The sequence below is a fragment of the Cupriavidus sp. SK-3 genome, assembly GCF_000611145.1.
In the GTDB taxonomy this organism is placed as follows: domain Bacteria; phylum Pseudomonadota; class Gammaproteobacteria; order Burkholderiales; family Burkholderiaceae; genus Cupriavidus.
The window spans coordinates 99810-115746 of record NZ_JFJV02000075.1; the positions used below are offsets into that span (position 1 = coordinate 99810).

Consider the following 15937-nt stretch of genomic DNA (forward strand, 5'->3'; position numbering starts at 1 on the left):
GCCTTGTCATGGATAGACCAACCGGTGCAGGTACGCGCGCGCAGGCGGCGCAGGGCAACCAGGACGATGCGCCCGGCAGCGGTGCGGATGCGCTGCTGGCCGCCGCCGCCATCCTTGAGGAAGACATCGTCTTCGGCTTGCTGAGTCCGCGCGAGCGGCTGGTCGAGGACGACCTGATGGCGCGCTTTGGCCTGAAGCGCCATGTGGTGCGCCAGTTGCTTGTCACGCTGGAAGGCATGGGCGTGGTCGAGCGCAAGCGCAATGTCGGTGCCGTGGTGCGGGCCTTTCCGGCGCGCGAGGTGATGGAGCTGTATGCCTTGCGGGAGGTGCTGGAAGCGCATGCCGCCAGCCTGATCGCGCTGCCGGTGCCGCCGGCGCGCCTGCAGGCGCTGGTGTCGGTGCAGCAGGAACACGACGCCGCCGTGGCCGCCGGCGATGCGCGCGCCGTGTTCCGCATCAACCAGCGCTTTCATCGCGAGCTGTTCGCCCTGGTCGATAACGCGGTGCTGCGGCAAGCCATCGAGGAATACGCGCGGCGCGCCCATCCGATCCGTTTTGGCTCGCTGGCGGCGGCGGGCTATCGTGAGCGTGCCAGGCAGGAGCACTGGGCCATGATCGAAGCATTGCGCGAAGGTCGGCGTGAGGCATTGATTGCGCTGTGCCGCAATCACCTGCTGCCTTCGCGCGATGCTTACCTTGCGGCGGAGCGTGAACGCGCCGGTGGGCCGGCATAGTATTCGTTATCGGGACAGCTCCCGCGTTTATGTGGTGGACCGCGGCGGGGACGGCTATTTTTCATGCGGAAGATTCTCCATATCGCGGAGCGCTTGCGCGAGGCCGTGGCGCGAACGCCCAACCCGACGGGTGCGGTCATTACGATTTCGCTGGGCGTGGCCCGTTGCGCGTCATCGGCGGAGGACGTCGGCGGGGTGCTGAAGAAGTCCGATATCGCTCTTTATCAGGCGAAGCGCAATGGGCGGAACAACACGGTCCCGTACCCCGGGGGAGCTGGGCCGTCTCGTGAACCCCTGCTGACGAGCCACGCCCAGGCATGCCCAGGCGTGTGGATCTGCCGGCGCGAGCCGGCCTTCAGTCCGGTTCGCGCATCTCCGGCGGCACGTGCGGCCGCGCGGACGACATGGCGTTTGCCGCCGGCTTCCCCGATGCCGCGGCGGGTGGTGCCGCTGCCGATAGCGCGCTGCGCAGCGGCGGGCGTGCCAGGTTGGCCTGCCATGCGCGCTGGATGACTTGCGCAATCTGGTTGTAGGCTTCCCTGGAAATCACGTTCTCTTCGCGCATGGCCTCCAGCGAGCGCTGGCCCTTGCGCAAGGCGAACAGCATCAGCAGGCGTTTCTCCAGCGCCTCCGTGTAGCCGCCGAACTCCGCGCGCATCTCGTCCAGGCCGGCGCCCGCCGATTTGACGCGCTCTTCGAGCACGCCGTCGAGCACGGTCGTCAGCCGCGCCCCGAACACCGGCGTCAGCAGCGAGCGGTTGTACCGGCGCAGCCGCGCCAGCACTGTCTGGCGGCAGACCAGCAACTCGAACCGGTCGGCCAGCGCGCGGGCCAGCGGGCGGTCGATCGACAGGTGCCGGTGCAGGTACAGCGCCACACGGTAGCCGCGCTGATAGTCCAGGATGTGCCGGGCTGCCCGGTTGTAGCCCAGGCGGCCATGCTCGCGCGCGGCATCGATCATCATGGTGGTGTTGCGCACCATGGCGTCAAGGTTCGCCACCGAGATCACGCCGTCGCCGTATTCGGGAATCAGTTCGCGCTCGCGCGTGGCCAGCGTGACCAGGCCGATGGTGAAGCGGTCGCGCTCGGAAAGCGCGGCGTCGAAATCGAATTCCATCGAGCCCAGTTCGATCTCGCGCCGGTAGTGCTGCGCCACCTCGCGCGCCGCCGCGGGCGGCAGATCGAAGGTCTCCGCGATGCGGTCGAGCATGGTCTCGACCTCCTCGGTCGAGAGCTGGATCGCCTGCCTCTGCAGTGCCTGATCCTGTGGCGAGAGCCGGTCCAGGCCGAGTTTGTGGATCAGCCAGCGCAGCGTGGTGCCGTTCAGCAGCAGGCTTACCAGCACGAAACCGGTCGCCAGGATGGCGATGAAATGGCGCGCCGCATAGGGCAACGCGTCGTTCTCGGCGATGCCCAGCGCCAGCACCAGCGTGACGGCGCCGCGCAGGCCGCCCCATGCGATCGCCAGCTTGTAGGGCCCGTTGATCGGTGCGCTCAGCTTGAGCCTGGACAACAGCGGCAGCAGGCCGAACAGCGTAAGCAGGCGCGCCGCCAGCGCGGCCAGCACCAGCACCAGCAGCAACAGGCCGTGGTGGGGCGTCACGCCGGCCAGCAGCGACGGCACCCGTACCGCAGCCAGCAGAAAGACGATGGCCCCCGCGATGCCGGCGAATTGTTCCCAGATCATGCGCAGGTGGCCCCAATTGCGCGGACTCAGACGCGTCGGGCCCAGCGCGCTGACCATCAGGCCGGCGCACACCACCGCTACCACGCCCGAGACACCGATCAACTGGTCGGCCAGCAGGTAGAGCGGATAGGGCAGCGCCAGCGTGAGCGCGCCTTCGGCCAGGGCCAGCCCGGCCAGCCGCGGCAGCAAATCCGCCACCAGCCGTCCGGCGATCACGCCGCACAGCACGCCGCCGGCAAAGGACCAGGCCAGCTCGCGCAGCCCGGCGGCCAGCGTGGCCTCGGTGCCGTGGCCGGTCAGCATGGCCACCAGCACGCCGGCAATCGAGATGGCGGCGGCATCGTTGAGCAGGCTTTCGCCTTCGACCAGCCGGATCAGCCGGGCTGGCGCGCCGACATCGCGGAAGATCGCGATCACCGCGGCAGGATCGGTGGTGGCCACCACCGCGCCGAGCAACAGGCAGACCACCAGGCCGGCGCCGCTGGCCAGCGCGGTGACCAGCCCGATCACGCCGGTCGCCACGAGCACGGCGACAATGGCCAGCAGCAGAACGGGCGCGGCGTCCGGCAGCATATTGCGCACATCGGCGGTCAGCGCGGCATGGAACAGCAGCGGTGGCAGGAAGACCCACAGATAGGCCTCGGGCGGCAAGGCAGGGTCGATCAGGGGATGGAGGAAATGCCAGGCGAACTGCGGGGAGGCGGCGTCGATGGCGACATAGCCGGCGCCGATGGCGATGCCGATCGCCGAGAGCAGCGTGGATTCGGGTAGCCTCAGCCGGGCCGCGGCCACCTGCACCACGGCCACGATGGCCAGCAGCGCCCCCACCAGGACGAGTATGTCGACGACGATATTCAAGCGCGCCTCCGAAACCGGGCGCGGGCCGGCCCCGGCTGTGCTGCGGGCGACTGTGTCACTGCTGGATCCTTATGCGGCTGTCGGCTTCGAACATACCGCGAATGCGCGCGTGCTTTCAAGCATTGTGCGTCTTGCCTGACCGGCTTGCTCGCCGGGCGAGACGGCCGCCACGGCTCGCTCATACGGCTGCGGGCACGCCGCCGCCGGCCTGGGCCAGGTGGGCACGCAACACGCCGACCAGAGCCGCCGCCGCCGGCGACAGGCTGCGGTTGCGCGCTGTCACCAGCCCGATGGAGCGCTCCGTCACCGGCGCGGTGAGCAGGCGCTCGACGATGCCGGACTGGCGCACGGTGCCGGCCGCGATCTCCGGCAGGGCGGCAACGCCGAAGCCGCATTCCACCATCGCCGCGATGGTGGCGAGGTGCTCGGCCTCGAACACCGGCTGGAAGCGGATGCGGTTCTGCAGGAAAGCCCATTCGGCATACTGGCGCACGCTGCTGGGGTGCGTCATCGAAACGTGTTCGGCGCTGACGGTGTCGGCCCACCGCAGCGGCCCCTTGCCCTGCGCCAGCGGGTGCTCGCTGGGAATCAGCAGCACGAAGCGGTCCGACATCATGGGGTCGTAGTGCAGGTCGGCCTGCTGCGGATCGGCTGCGGTCAGCGCGAAATCCACCTCGCCGGCGCGCACCAGGTCGAAAGCGGGGCCGGAGAGCGTGTCGTAGACCTTCAGCGTGACCTTGGGGTGGTCCCGGCGATAGGCCATCAGCACGCGCGGCAGCAAACGGGCGGCCAGCGACGGCAGGGCGGCCACGGCAACCTGGCCGCGTTCGGCGCTGGCAATGCCGCTGACCGCATCGATGGCATCGCGGAAGGCCGCCTGCAGGATCGCCGCCTGCTGCATGAAGACCTCACCCGCCGCGGTCAGCCGCACGGTGCGCGTGGTGCGGTCGAACAGCCGCACGCCCAGGGAATCCTCGATGCGCAGGACCTGGGTCGAAAGCGCCGACTGCGACAAGTGCAACTGCCCCGCCGCCTGGCGGAAGTTAAGGGTCCGGCCAAGCACCAACGTGGTCTCGACATCGCGCATCGACAGGTTGATTTTCATGGGATTGATCTCGTTTGACGATCATTTTATCCGGAAAATCTGATTCATCAATCAAAGCGGCTTGTCTACACTGGCGCTCAATCCTGCTAAACCGGGGCCGTGAGGCACCGAAAAGTGGTGTTTTAGCCATATTTGCATGGCAAACGTGGTCACGCCGCCCCAACGACAACGCCTGACAGTACAAAGGAACACCATGCCCGAAGCTCCCGCAACCTTTCCGCTAGCCGCTCCCGGCGCCACCCACGCCGTGGTGGTGGGCGGCGGCACCATGGGCGCCGACGTGGCCGTGGTGCTCGCCCGCGCACACTGCCGCACCACGGTGGTGGAGCCCGAGGCGCAGCGCGCCGCCGCGGTGGCGGCAAAGGTCGCCGCCAATCTCGCGGCGATAGGGCCGGCAGCCGAAGCCGGCCTGGCCGGGCTGACCGTGGCCCCATCGCTCGAAGCCGTCGACTGGAGCACTGTGGACCTGGTGATCGAATGCATCCCCGAGCGGCTCGACATCAAGCGCGCCCTGTTCGCCGACCTGGTACAGCGCGCGCGCCCCGACGCCATTCTCGCCAGCAACAGTTCCAGTTTCCCGATCAGCGCCATCGGCGAAGGCCTGCCCACCCGCGAGCGCATGTTCGGGTTGCATTTCTTCATGCCGGCACACCTGGTTCCGCTGGTGGAGGTCGTGCTGGGAGAGGGCAGTGCCGAGGCTGGCGCGGACGCCCTGATCGCCTTCATGCGCCGTTGCGGCATGGTGCCGGTCAAGGTGAAGAAAGACCTGCCCGGTTTCCTCGCCAACCGCCTGCAGCACGCCTTGTCGCGCGAAGCCTTCGATCTGATCGACCGCGGCATCGCTTCGCCCGAGGATGTGGACGCGGCGGTGCGCTTCGGCTTTGGCTTCCGCTTCCTGGCCGCAGGGCCGGTCATGCAGCGCGACCATGCCGGCATCGACGTGCACGAGGCGGCCGGCGCTACCATATATCCCACCTTCAATAACTCGGCGGTGCCGGCCCGGTGCCTGACCGAGCGCGCGGCGGACGGCCGCCACGGCATGAAGAGCGGCGAAGGGTTTTACCAGTGGACGCCCGAGACCATCGCGGCCGAACGTGAGCGCTATGATCGGCTGTTGCGCGCAGGGCTGGACCTGATCGCGCCGGAACTGCCCAAGATCCAACCCTGAACGTTTCAGTATCCGCCCGAGGCCTGCCGGGCGACCCCGGACCCACCGACACCGAGTGCAATATGAGTGAACACACCTTGCTGGCGGATTCGCCGCTGATCATTACCGTGGCGCCCAATGGCGCCTACAAGACCGCCGCCGACCACCAGGCCGTGCCGATGACCGCGGCGGCGCTGGCGGCCGAGGCACGGGCTTGCCTCGAAGCCGGCGCGGCCATGATGCACATGCACGTGCGCCAGCCCGACGGGCGCCACTCCCTCGATGCGCAGATCTATCGCGAAGCGCTTGCCGCCGTGAAGCGGGAGGTCGGCGATCAACTGCTGGTGCAGGTGACCAGCGAAGCCGCCGGCATCTACCGCGCCGCGGAACAGATCGCGATGGTGCGCGAACTTCGTCCCGAGGCGGTTTCCATCGGCTTGCGCGAAATCGCGGTGCCGGATATCTCCGAGGCGGAACTGGCCGATTTCCTGGGCTGGCTGGCGCGGGAGCGGGTGATGGCGCAGATTATCCTGTACGACGCGGCCGACGTGGCGCGCTGGCAAGCGCTGCGCGCGCGTGGCCTGGTGCCGCCGGGGGCATGGTCGGTGCTGTTTGTGCTGGGCCGGTATTCGGCGGGGCAGGTTTCGTCACCGCGCGACCTGCTGCCGTTCCTGCAGGCCTTCGACGGCACGCTGCCGTGGGCGATCTGCGCCTTCGGGCGCGAGGAGAATGCCTGCGTGACCACGGCCGCCGCCTTTGGCGGGCATGTGCGGGTGGGCTTCGAGAACAACCTGAAGCTGCGCGACGGCAGCACCGCGCCAGGCAACGCGGCGCTTGTCGGGCAGGCGGCGGAGGGAGCGCGGACGCTGGGCCGCCCGCTAGCCACGGCCGCGCAGGCCAGGCATATCTACAGCGAGATCCGCTGAATCCCGGCGTTCAGCGAGGGGGCTCATGCGCCGTCGCTGAACTTGTCGCGCGTGCCGTTGCGGGCGCCGTCGGTGAAGGGGTCGCGCGCGCCGTTGTGCGCCCCATCGGTGAACGGGTCGCGCGCACCGAGCTTGCTGGCGCCCTGCGTATAGATATCCCGGGCCTGGCCGGTGGCGGCACCGTCAAGGTACGGGTCCACACTGCGCGAGGCGGCGCTGGCGAGGCCGGCGGCACCGGCCAGCGTGGTGGCAATGGCAGTGGCCAGCAGGGCTTGCTTGAGAGTACGCATTCTTTTTCTCCGAGGATTCAAGGGGGCGGCGACCGGCATGGATCGACCGTGCTGACAGTCTAAAAAGCATGCGCCCACGGCAACATGACTGGTACATGACAATGCTGTCATGCATCTCCCCGGCCGCCTGGCCGGGCAGCCAGATTCCCAACCACTGCCCGCGCTATGCCGTGCGGTTGCTGGCCCGGCCTTCCGATTTCTCCAAATTCGTGCAATTACGCGCAATGCCCGTCAGGACATCCAAAATATTGCGAAATCGCGCCGCATCTCCAATCATGTAAAGCAACGCTGCGCGCTGCCGCAGCCTGTCAAACGTGTCTTGAATGTGTCAAAAATCTCATTAATTCTTAAAAAATGACGTAAGCGCGCAATATCCGGCTATGCTTGCCGATTGTCGGGAACGCAGCACACCGGACGGGCGCCAAGGAGGCGGCCGGGAGGCTGGGGCAGGGAACTGACATGGCCGGTTGCCGTGCGTACGGGCACCATGGCCGCTAATAACATAAGGCCTCAACGGCCATGGAACATGACGCTTTACCAGATCAAACCGAAATTCCAGGCACTTCTGCGACCGTGGGTGAAGCGCCTCGCCGCGCGCGGCGTGACCGCCAACCAGGTGACGCTCGCCGCCGCCGCGGGCTCATTGGTCATTGGCGCCCTGGTGGCCGCGCTGGCCTGGCTGCCCGCAGTCTTCCTGCTGATGCCAGTCTGGCTGTTCGTGCGCATGGCCCTTAACGCCGTCGACGGCATGCTGGCGCGCGAACATGGCCAGCAAAGCGTGCTTGGCGCCTATCTCAACGAACTGGGCGACATCGTCTCCGATCTTGCGCTGATCCTGCCATTTGCCCTGGTTTCGCCTTTCGGCGCGGGGGAGGTCATGGTCTTCGCCGTCCTGGCCGTGATCGTCGAGTGCGCCGGCCTGATCGGGCCGCTGGCCGGCGCCAGCCGGCGCTATGACGGCCCGCTTGGCAAGAGCGACCGGGCCCTGGTGCTGGGCGCGCTGGGCTTGTGGGTCGGGCTCGGCCTGAGCCTCGCATATGCCGCGCACTGGTTGTGGGTACTGTTGTCGCTGCTGTCGCTGCTTACCATCGCCAACCGGGTGCGCCGCGGCGTGGCCGAGGCGGAACAGCTACGCCAGGCACGTGCACAGGCGGCACCGCGCGCCTGATCCTCTTCCCAACCCGTGGAGTGATACTACGTGGATAGTCAACCCAGCCGTACCCCCGTCGAGGCGCAGTTCGAAACCCACGATGGCCAGTCGCTGTTCTACCGGCATTGGCCAGCCGCGGACAATGCACCGCAGGGCGCCGTCGTGCTGTTCCACCGCGGACATGAGCATTCGGGCCGTATCGCCCACCTGGTGGATGAACTGGGCTTGCCCGGCCACGCATTCTTCGCCTGGGACGCGCGCGGCCATGGACGTTCGCCCGGCGAGCGCGGCTATAGCCCCAGCCTGGCCACGTCCGTGCGCGATATCCAGACCTTTGTCGACCATATCGCGGCGGTCCATGGCATCCCGGTGGAACGCATCGCGGTGGTAGCCCAGAGCGTGGGCGCGGTACTGGCTTCCACCTGGGTGCATGACTATGCGCCGCGGATTCGCTGCCTGGTGCTTGCCTCGCCAGCGTTCAAGGTCAAGCTTTACGTGCCGTTCGCGCGGTCAGGCCTGAAGCTCATGCACAAGCTGCGTGGCAAGTTCTTCGTCAACAGCTACGTCAAGGCGAAGTTCCTGACGCATGACCCGGAACGCATTGCCAGTTACCAGCAAGATCCGCTGATTACGCGTCCGATCGCCGTCAATATCCTGCTGGATCTCTACGAGACGGCCGATCGCATCGTGGCCGATGCGGCCGCCATCACGGTGCCCACGCAATTGCTGATCTCCGGCGCCGACTGGGTGGTGCACCGCGCGCCGCAGGACGCGTTTTACGAGCGCCTCGGTTCCAGAGTCAAGGAGCGCATCGTGCTGGACGGTTTCTACCACGACACCCTCGGCGAGCGCGATCGCGCGCAGGCTGTGGCGGCGGCGCGGGGCTTTATCGTGCGCGAGTTCGAATCGCCATCGCCGCCTGTCACGCTGCTCGACGCCGACCGCAGCGGTCCTTTCAAGGAAGAGTCAGACCGGCTGGCGCGCCCGCTGTCCGCGGCCAGCCCGGCCGGCATCTACTGGGCCTTGACGCGGGCTGGCCTGAAATTCGGCGGCCTGCTGTCCGACGGCGTGCGGCTCGGGCACCAGACCGGATTCGATTCGGGCTCCACGCTGGATTACGTTTACTGCAATCAGGCGCAAGGGCGGTTTGGCGTCGGTCCGGTGATCGACCGCAACTACCTGGACGCCATCGGCTGGCGGGGGATTCGCCAGCGCAAGGTGAATATCGAGGAACTGCTGGGCATGGCCATCGGCAGCCTGCGCGCCGCCGGCGCGCCGGTGCGCATCGTCGATATCGCCGCGGGCCACGGCCGCTACGTGCTGGAGGCGCTGGCCGCCAAGGGCTTCAATGGCACTGTTGCGCAACAGGTGCAAAGCATTCTGCTGCGCGACTACAGTGATATCAATGTCATGCAGGGGCGCGCGCTGATCCGCAGCAAGGGGCTTTCCGATATCGCCCGCTTCGAGAAGGGCGACGCCTTCGACGGCGACGATCTCGCGGCGCTCGACCCGGCTCCCACGCTGGCCATTGTCTCCGGCCTCTATGAACTGTTCGGCGACAACGCCATGGTGGCGCGTTCGCTGGGCGGACTGTCGCGCGCGGTGCGCCCCGGCGGCTATCTGGTCTATACCGGCCAGCCCTGGCACCCGCAGCTGGAATTCATCGCGCGCGCGCTCACCAGCCACCGTGCCGGCTCCGCGTGGGTGATGCGGCGCCGCTCGCAGGCGGAGATGGATGAGCTGGTCCGGCAGGCGGGTTTCGAGAAGGTCGCGCAGCGTATCGATCCGTGGGGCATCTTCACGGTCAGCCTGGCGCGCAGGACGGCATGATGCTGCGCCAGCAGGGCGAGGACAGGGCGGGAAGGGGCGCTGCCGTGGCGCCTGCCGAGGCTCGTCCATGGGGCCTGGCGCTGGTCCTGCTGGCCGGCATGGGGGCCTTGTTCTTTTCCTCGTATGGTCTGGCCAACTGGCTGGCGAGCCAGCGCGCCGAAGTCCCGTTCTTTTACTTTGAATGGGAGCGGCGCATACCTTTCGTGCCCTGGAGCATCATGCCGTACTGGTCCATCGACCTGCTCTACGGCTTGTCGTTCTTCCTGTGGCGCACGCGTGCCGAACTGCTCGTGCACGCCAGGCGCCTGCTGGCGGCGCAAGTGATCTCGGTGGCGTGTTTCATCGCTTTCCCCTTGCGCTTTGCCTTCGACCGCCCGCAGGCTGACGGCTTGCCCGGTCACCTGTTCACGTTGCTGGGTGGCTTCGACAAGCCGTTCAACCAGGCGCCGTCGCTGCATATCAGCCTGTTGGTGATCCTGTGGGTGGCTTACGCCATCCACGCGCGAGGCGGATGGCGCTGGCTGCTGCACGGCTGGTTCTCCCTGATCGGCGTGTCGGTGCTGACCACATACCAGCACCATGCCATCGACGTGCCTACCGGCTGGCTGGTGGGCTGGTTCTGCGTCTTCCTGTTTCCCTTCGGGCAGGGACGGTGGCGTGGCGGGCAAGCTGCCCGCGCCCGCACGCGGCAGCTTGCCGGGCGCTACGCCGCCGGCGCCCTGGCCGTAGGCGCGGTTGCCTTGGCGCTGTTGCCGGTGTCAGCGCTCGCGGCGTTGCTGCTGGGCTGGCTGGCCCTGTCCCTGGCATGTGTCGCGGCGATATACCGGCAAGGCGAGCCTGGCCTGTTCCAGAAGGGACACGACGGCACGATGCCGATGGCCGCGCACTGGGTGCTGGCGCCTTATCTGCTAGGGGCGCTCGCCAATTCGCGCTGGTGGACCCGCAGCCAGTCCGGCGCCAGCGAAATCGTGCCCGGCCTTTGGGTCGGCCGTTTTCCCGGCGGCGGCGAACTGCGCCGGCTCGGGGCGGATGCCGTGCTGGACCTGACCGCCGAGTTGCCGCGGCTGGCAAGCGCTACCCTGTATCGTTGCGTGCCGGTGCTGGACCTGACCGTGCCGACGCAGGCGCAACTGGATGAAGCGGTGGCCGTGCTCGACGCATGGCATCTCGACGGCCGCAAAGTGCTTGTATGCTGCGCGCTCGGCTACTCGCGCAGCGCCCTGGTGGCAGCCGCCTGGCTGGCAGGCCGTGCCGGCGCGCACGATGCCGGACAGGCGCTGGCGCTGCTGCGCAAGGGCCGGCCGGCCGTGGTGCTGGGCCCGGACAGCGTGGCCGCGCTGTCGCAATTCGTCGGCCGCCGGCAGGCGGCCGCACAGTCTTCAGGGGGAGCAGGCTATGTCGGTCCCGATGCATGATGACGAGGCCCTCGGCGTTGCCGCGCAGCGCTGGGTGGCGCACGCCGCGGTGGGTGGCCTCGACGGCGCGGCACGGCTGCTCTGGGCCGGGCTGGTGCTGGCGCTGATCAACCTGCTGCTGGCCGGCACCTTGTCGCCGGCGGGCCAGGCCTACCTGGTGCTGGGCATCGTGGCGGCCGTGCTCGGCGCCGTGCAGTTGTGGCTGCTGGCGCGGGTGGCAATTGATCACCGGCTGTTCGCGGCGCTTGCCGATATTTCGCAAAGTGCCGGCACGGACGAGATGCTGGGCTCGCTGGACCAGGCGCTCGTGCGGCTGGGCTGGGCCAGGCCCGGGTCCGGCGGGCGCTCCCTGGCGCAGCGCGCTCGCGGCGCATTGCGCTTCCTTCACTGGGCGGGGGCGCTGGCCGCCCTCCAATTACTGGTGGCCTTGCTGCTACTGCTGCTGAGATAACGGAAGATGTGGCTTTCCAAACTGGTGGCACGCGCCATCATCCTGTTCGCGCGCCTGTTGACCGGCATGCAGGCCCGCTGGAACGGCTGCCTGCCCGCCGCGGTGCAGCGCATCTACTTTGCCAACCACAGCAGCCACGGCGATTTCGTGCTGATCTGGGGCTGCCTGCCGCCGGACCTGCGGCCGCTGACGCGGCCGGTGGCGGGCGCGGACTACTGGAACAAATCGGGCTTGCGCCGTTTCATCGGCAAGGATGTGTTCAACGCGCTGCTGATCGACCGCACGCGCAGCGACCCGGGCAGCGACCCGGTGGCACTGATGGAGCAGGCCGTGCGCCGCGGCGACTCGCTGATCCTGTTTCCCGAAGGCACGCGCAATACCACCGACGAGCGGCTCCTGCCCTTCAAGAGCGGCATCTACCACCTGGCGTGCGTTTGCCGGGACGTGGAGCTCGTGCCGGTGTGGATCGATAACCTCAACCGCGTGATGCCCAAGGGCGAGTTCGTGCCGGTGCCGCTGCTGTGCACCGTTACCTTCGGCAAGCCGCTGACCCTTGGCGCGGAAGAAGCCAAGGACGATTTCCTGGCGCGCTGCCGCGCAGGCCTGTTGTCGCTGGCGCCTGCGCTGGACTGAGAATCCATGAACCTTCCTCACCTGACCATGATGCACGAGACCTGGCTGCTGTTCGGCGGGGTGCTGGGCGTGCTTGTGCTGGCCTCCACCGTGACCGCGCTGCTGCGCTGGCGCATCGCCCGGGGTGGCCCGCATGCGGTGATCGACAATCTGGCCGCCCGGGTATCGGCGTGGTGGTGGATGATCGGCGTGCTCGGGGTGGCGTTCGCCGCGGGGCGGACCGCCATTGTCGTGCTGTTCTATCTGTTGTCGTTCTTCGCCTTGCGCGAGTTCATCACCATCACCACCACCCGGCGCGGCGATCACCGCGCCATCGTCGCCGCCTTCTTCGTCTTCCTGCCGCTGCAGTATGTGCTGGTGTATATCGGCTGGTATGGGCTGTTTTCGATTTTTATCCCGGTCTACGCCTTCCTGATCCTGCCCATCCTCTCGGCGCTGTCGGCGGAGACCACGCGCTTCCTCGAACGCTGCGCGGGAGTGCAGTGGGCAGTGATGATCTGCGTGTTCTGCATCTCGCACGTGCCTGCGTTGCTGACCTTGCCGATTCCCGGCTTCGAGGATCGCAACCTGTTGCTGATCGCCTTCCTGGTGATCGTGGTGCAGGGCAGCGACGTGTTGCAGTACGTGTGGGGCAAGCTGCTCGGCAAGACCAGGATCGCGCCGCTGCTGTCGCCGTCGAAGACGGTGGAAGGCTTTATCGGCGGCGTGGCCAGCGCCACCGCGCTGGGTGCCTCGCTGTGGTGGATCACGCCCTACGGCTCTCCCTGGAAAGCGGGCCTGATCGCGCTGGTGATCGCCTTGATGGGCTTCCTTGGCGGACTGGTGATGTCGGCCATCAAGCGCGACCGCAACATCAAGGACTGGGGCCACATGATCCAGGGCCACGGCGGCATGCTGGACCGGCTGGATTCCGTGGTGTTCGCCGCGCCGATCTTCTTCCACATCACCCGCTACTGGTGGGTGCCCTGAGCGGAGCGTCCGCGCGCCGCTCCGTTCCTGCCCATTGGTCTCATCCTTTCACTTCGCCATTCAGTCCGTCACCTTGAGTTGCCTTGACGGCGTACGGACTCTTTACCGGTACGGCCCCCGAGGGGCCCGGCCGGCAGCCATATCATCATGTCAAGCAAGCGCATCGAGCAAATCGTTATTGTCGGGTTCGGCTGCATCGGCCAGGCCATCCTGCCATTGCTGGCCCATGCCTACCCGGAGGCCGCCGTCACGGTGGTGGACCGGGCGATGGACGCGCAGCGGCTGTCACTCGCCTCGCAATACCGCGCGGCGCCAGTGCATGCCACCGTCACACCCGGGAGCCACACCCGGCTGCTGGGCCCGTTGCTCGGGCCGCAAACCTTCCTGCTCAACCTGGCGCCTGCAGTATGCAGCCGCGATCTGATCGCGCTCGCGCAGGCACACCAGTCGCTTTACCTCGATAGCGGCATCGAGCCCTGGGACTACGAGGACGGTGCGGATGCTTCGCCGCTCAGCAATTACGCCTTGCGCAGCGAAATGCTGGCGTTTGCCCACGGCCGCGAGCGGATGTCCACCGCGCTGGTCGCGCACGGCGCCAACCCCGGCCTGGTCTCCCTGCTGGTCAAGGCCGCCTTGCTGAAACTGGCGCGGCACGCAGGCATCCCCGGTTTGCCCGACGCGCAGCCAGCGGATCGGGCCGGCTGGGCCGGGCTCGCGCGCCGGCTCGATGTGCGCGTGATCCAGGTGGCCGAGTACGACAGCCAGTCCGCGCCGGGCTATCCGGCGCACGGCGAGTTCGCCAACACCTGGTCGGCCGACGGCTTCATCACCGAATGCCTGCAGGACGCCGAACTCGGGTGGGGCAGCCATGAGCCCGCGCTGCCCCCGGAGGGCAGGCGCCACAGCTACGGCAGCGGCGCGGCCATCGTGCTGGACCGGCCCGGCCATCGCACGCGCGTGCGTTCCTGGTCCGCGCTGCATGGGCCGTTCGATGCCTGCCTGATCACGCATAACGAGTCGATCTCGATTGCCGAGTACCTCAGTTGTACCGCGCATGGGCAGCCGCCGTACCGGCCCACCGCCTACTACGCCTATCGGCCCACCCAGGCTACGCTGGCTTCGATGCAGTGGCTGGGCGAGCGCGACGCAGGCCGCATTGCCAGCCACCGTATCCTCAAGGCAGAGATCACGGATGGCGTGGACGAACTCGGCGTGCTGCTGATGAGCGGACGTTACGGCGCGGTGTGGCACGGTTCGCAGCTCGACATACAGCGGGCCCGCGCACTGGCGCCGCACAACTCCGCCACCAGCCTGCAGGTGGCTTCCAGCATCGTCGCCGCGATGCGCTGGGCGCAGGCCAATCCGGCGCGTGGCGTCACCGAGTCCGATGCCATGGATCATGAGGCGGTGCTCGCGCATGCCGCCGGGTGGTGGGCGCCGCTGGTTACCCGCTTTACCGACTGGACGCCCGTGCCGGGCCGCCGCACGCTGGCCTTCGACGAATTCCTCCTTGCCGCGCCCACGCCCCTGGCCGCGGAAATTGCCTTGCCATGAAACGTGTTCCACAGACCCCGCGCGCCGACTGGCCGCAGCAGCTTGAGCGCATCGGCTTTCATTTCCACTCGCTCGATGAACAGAACCTGCCGCGCCAGGTAGACCGCAATACCTTCTTCTACTGGCGCGAGGATGTTGCCTATGAGTTTGAGGCGCAGGAGATCGAGGCGCTGTATGCCGCGGCGCTGGACCTGAACCAGCGCTGCCTGGAGGCCGTGCAGCACGTAATCGACCACGACCTGTTTGCGCGGCTCGCCATTGCCCCGGATTTCGCAGAGCTGATCCGCACCTCCTGGGATCGCGACGAGCCGACGCTGTTTGGCCGCTTCGACATGACCATGGATGCGCTTGGCGTGCCCAAGATGTACGAGTTCAACGCCGATACGCCCACCTCGCTGATCGAGTCGAGCCTGGCGCAGTGGTTCTGGAAGGAGGCGGTGCGGCCGGATGCCGACCAGTTCAACAGCCTGCACGAAGCGCTGGTGTCGCGCTGGCAATGGCTGCGCCGCCATTACCGCGACGCCACGGTATTGCACTTCGCCTGCATGTATGACAGCCAGGAAGATGTCTGCAATGTGGAGTACCTGATGGATACGGCGCTGCAGGCGGGCTGGTCGGTCAAGATGACCGAACTGGCGGAGGTTGGCTCCGATGGACGCGGCGGGTTCTTCGACGGCGACGACCGGCCGATGGAACTGGTGTTCAAGCTTTATCCGTGGGAATGGATGGCCACTTCCGATTACCGTGCCGAACTGGCGGGCAGCGCGGTGCGCTGGGTCGAGCCGCCATGGAAGGCAGTGCTGTCCAACAAGGCCATCCTGCCGATCCTGTGGGACTTGTTCCCCGGCCATCCCAATTTGCTGGAGGCTTCGTTCAGCGAAGGCACCTTTGCCGGGCGCTCATACGCGAGGAAGCCCTTCCTGTCGCGTGAGGGCGAAAGCGTGTCGCTGGTGACGCCGCAGGGCCGCTTCGAGAATCCCGGCGAGTACGGCGAGGAAGGCTTCATCTACCAGGCCTACGCGCCCGCGCAGCGCTTTGACGAACGTTACACCACGCTCGGCGTATGGCTTGTGGATGACGTGCCCGCCGGCCTGTGCGTGCGCGAGGAACTGGGTCCGATCGCGAAGAACACCAGCTTCTTCGTCCCGCATTATTTTCAGCAATCGTAAGCCCGGAGAAAGACAGAGC

Annotated in this window: 15 protein-coding genes and 1 pseudogene; 13 read left to right on the top strand and 3 right to left on the bottom strand. The window is 67.4% G+C overall.

Annotated elements, in window-relative coordinates:
• Positions 1 to 8 precede the first annotated feature (8 nt).
• A complete protein-coding gene (locus CF70_RS08090) occupies positions 9 to 734 on the top strand; it encodes a GntR family transcriptional regulator (protein WP_235184940.1) in 726 nt (241 codons plus the stop codon).
• A gap of 63 nt (positions 735 to 797) precedes the next feature.
• Positions 798 to 974, top strand: a pseudogene (locus tag CF70_RS37530) (diguanylate cyclase domain-containing protein); the annotation flags it as partial.
• Between the two features lie 115 nt (positions 975 to 1089).
• Here the strand turns inward: CF70_RS37530 and CF70_RS08095 are convergent.
• Positions 1090 to 3279 (bottom strand): cation:proton antiporter, encoded by a 2190-nt coding sequence (locus CF70_RS08095; protein WP_035862825.1) that lies wholly within the window; start codon positions 3277 to 3279, stop codon positions 1090 to 1092.
• Positions 3280 to 3457: 178 nt separating this feature from the next.
• Positions 3458 to 4384, bottom strand: a complete 927-nt coding sequence (locus CF70_RS08100) for a LysR family transcriptional regulator (RefSeq protein ID WP_035862826.1) — start codon at positions 4382 to 4384, stop codon at positions 3458 to 3460.
• A 193-nt stretch (positions 4385 to 4577) separates the two neighbouring features.
• Between CF70_RS08100 and CF70_RS08105 the strand changes: the two genes are divergently transcribed.
• Entirely contained in the window at positions 4578 to 5552 is a 975-nt protein-coding gene (locus CF70_RS08105; RefSeq protein ID WP_035862827.1) for a 3-hydroxyacyl-CoA dehydrogenase family protein, read from the top strand.
• A gap of 62 nt (positions 5553 to 5614) precedes the next feature.
• Positions 5615 to 6457 carry a 3-keto-5-aminohexanoate cleavage protein gene (locus tag CF70_RS08110; RefSeq protein WP_035862828.1) on the top strand — a complete coding sequence of 281 codons (843 nt, stop codon included), beginning with the start codon at positions 5615 to 5617 and terminating at the stop codon, positions 6455 to 6457.
• Positions 6458 to 6480: 23 nt separating this feature from the next.
• On the opposite strand, the gene CF70_RS08115 is transcribed toward CF70_RS08110, so the two are convergent.
• Positions 6481 to 6747 (bottom strand): hypothetical protein, encoded by a 267-nt coding sequence (locus CF70_RS08115; protein ID WP_035862830.1) that lies wholly within the window; start codon positions 6745 to 6747, stop codon positions 6481 to 6483.
• Between the two features lie 109 nt (positions 6748 to 6856).
• On the opposite strand from CF70_RS08115, the gene CF70_RS35770 reads away from it, so the two are divergent.
• The 9 genes from CF70_RS35770 (at position 6857) to CF70_RS08155 (ending at position 15918) form a co-directional block, all read left to right on the top strand.
• Positions 6857 to 7105, top strand: a complete 249-nt coding sequence (locus CF70_RS35770; RefSeq protein WP_152561728.1) for a hypothetical protein — start codon at positions 6857 to 6859, stop codon at positions 7103 to 7105.
• A gap of 168 nt (positions 7106 to 7273) precedes the next feature.
• The gene (locus CF70_RS08120) at positions 7274 to 7915 is read left to right on the top strand and encodes a CDP-alcohol phosphatidyltransferase family protein (protein WP_035862831.1); all 642 of its coding nucleotides are present in this window, start codon (positions 7274 to 7276) and stop codon (positions 7913 to 7915) included.
• 30 nt (positions 7916 to 7945) lie between these two features.
• Positions 7946 to 9727, top strand: a complete 1782-nt coding sequence (locus CF70_RS08125; protein WP_035862834.1) for a bifunctional alpha/beta hydrolase/class I SAM-dependent methyltransferase — start codon at positions 7946 to 7948, stop codon at positions 9725 to 9727.
• Positions 9727 to 11142, top strand: a complete 1416-nt coding sequence (locus CF70_RS08130; protein WP_035862950.1) for a phosphatase PAP2/dual specificity phosphatase family protein — start codon at positions 9727 to 9729, stop codon at positions 11140 to 11142. The genes CF70_RS08125 and CF70_RS08130 overlap by 1 nt, the downstream gene beginning before the upstream one ends.
• Positions 11123 to 11593: a hypothetical protein gene (locus CF70_RS08135; RefSeq protein ID WP_235184941.1), complete on the top strand. Its 471-nt coding sequence runs from the start codon at positions 11123 to 11125 to the stop codon at positions 11591 to 11593. The genes CF70_RS08130 and CF70_RS08135 overlap by 20 nt, the downstream gene beginning before the upstream one ends.
• Before the next feature lie 6 nt (positions 11594 to 11599).
• A complete protein-coding gene (locus CF70_RS08140; protein ID WP_035862838.1) occupies positions 11600 to 12226 on the top strand; it encodes a lysophospholipid acyltransferase family protein in 627 nt (208 codons plus the stop codon).
• Positions 12227 to 12232: 6 nt separating this feature from the next.
• A complete protein-coding gene (locus CF70_RS08145) occupies positions 12233 to 13195 on the top strand; it encodes a phosphatidate cytidylyltransferase (protein WP_035862841.1) in 963 nt (320 codons plus the stop codon).
• 147 nt (positions 13196 to 13342) lie between these two features.
• Positions 13343 to 14749 carry a saccharopine dehydrogenase C-terminal domain-containing protein gene (locus tag CF70_RS08150; RefSeq protein ID WP_051648143.1) on the top strand — a complete coding sequence of 469 codons (1407 nt, stop codon included), beginning with the start codon at positions 13343 to 13345 and terminating at the stop codon, positions 14747 to 14749.
• Positions 14746 to 15918, top strand: coding sequence for a glutathionylspermidine synthase family protein (locus tag CF70_RS08155; protein WP_035862843.1), 1173 nt, complete (start codon positions 14746 to 14748; stop codon positions 15916 to 15918). The genes CF70_RS08150 and CF70_RS08155 overlap by 4 nt, the downstream gene beginning before the upstream one ends.
• Positions 15919 to 15937: the final 19 nt, after the last annotated feature.

Bases quoted from the DNA above. Each gene is read 5' to 3' on its own strand.
- CF70_RS08140 (WP_035862838.1), top strand. From the start codon at position 11,600: ATGTGGCTTTCCAAACTGGTGGCACGCGCCATCATCCTGTTCGCGCGC.
- CF70_RS08145 (WP_035862841.1), top strand. From the start codon at position 12,233: ATGAACCTTCCTCACCTGACCATGATGCACGAGACCTGGCTGCTGTTC.
- CF70_RS08135 (WP_235184941.1), top strand. From the start codon at position 11,123: ATGTCGGTCCCGATGCATGATGACGAGGCCCTCGGCGTTGCCGCGCAG.
- CF70_RS08100 (WP_035862826.1), bottom strand. From the start codon at position 4,384: ATGAAAATCAACCTGTCGATGCGCGATGTCGAGACCACGTTGGTGCTT.
- CF70_RS35770 (WP_152561728.1), top strand. From the start codon at position 6,857: ATGCATCTCCCCGGCCGCCTGGCCGGGCAGCCAGATTCCCAACCACTG.
- CF70_RS08110 (WP_035862828.1), top strand. From the start codon at position 5,615: ATGAGTGAACACACCTTGCTGGCGGATTCGCCGCTGATCATTACCGTG.
- CF70_RS08105 (WP_035862827.1), top strand. From the start codon at position 4,578: ATGCCCGAAGCTCCCGCAACCTTTCCGCTAGCCGCTCCCGGCGCCACC.
- CF70_RS08120 (WP_035862831.1), top strand. From the start codon at position 7,274: ATGACGCTTTACCAGATCAAACCGAAATTCCAGGCACTTCTGCGACCG.
- CF70_RS08130 (WP_035862950.1), top strand. From the start codon at position 9,727: ATGCTGCGCCAGCAGGGCGAGGACAGGGCGGGAAGGGGCGCTGCCGTG.
- CF70_RS08090 (WP_235184940.1), top strand. From the start codon at position 9: ATGGATAGACCAACCGGTGCAGGTACGCGCGCGCAGGCGGCGCAGGGC.
- CF70_RS08115 (WP_035862830.1), bottom strand. From the start codon at position 6,747: ATGCGTACTCTCAAGCAAGCCCTGCTGGCCACTGCCATTGCCACCACG.
- CF70_RS08150 (WP_051648143.1), top strand. From the start codon at position 13,343: ATGTCAAGCAAGCGCATCGAGCAAATCGTTATTGTCGGGTTCGGCTGC.
- CF70_RS08155 (WP_035862843.1), top strand. From the start codon at position 14,746: ATGAAACGTGTTCCACAGACCCCGCGCGCCGACTGGCCGCAGCAGCTT.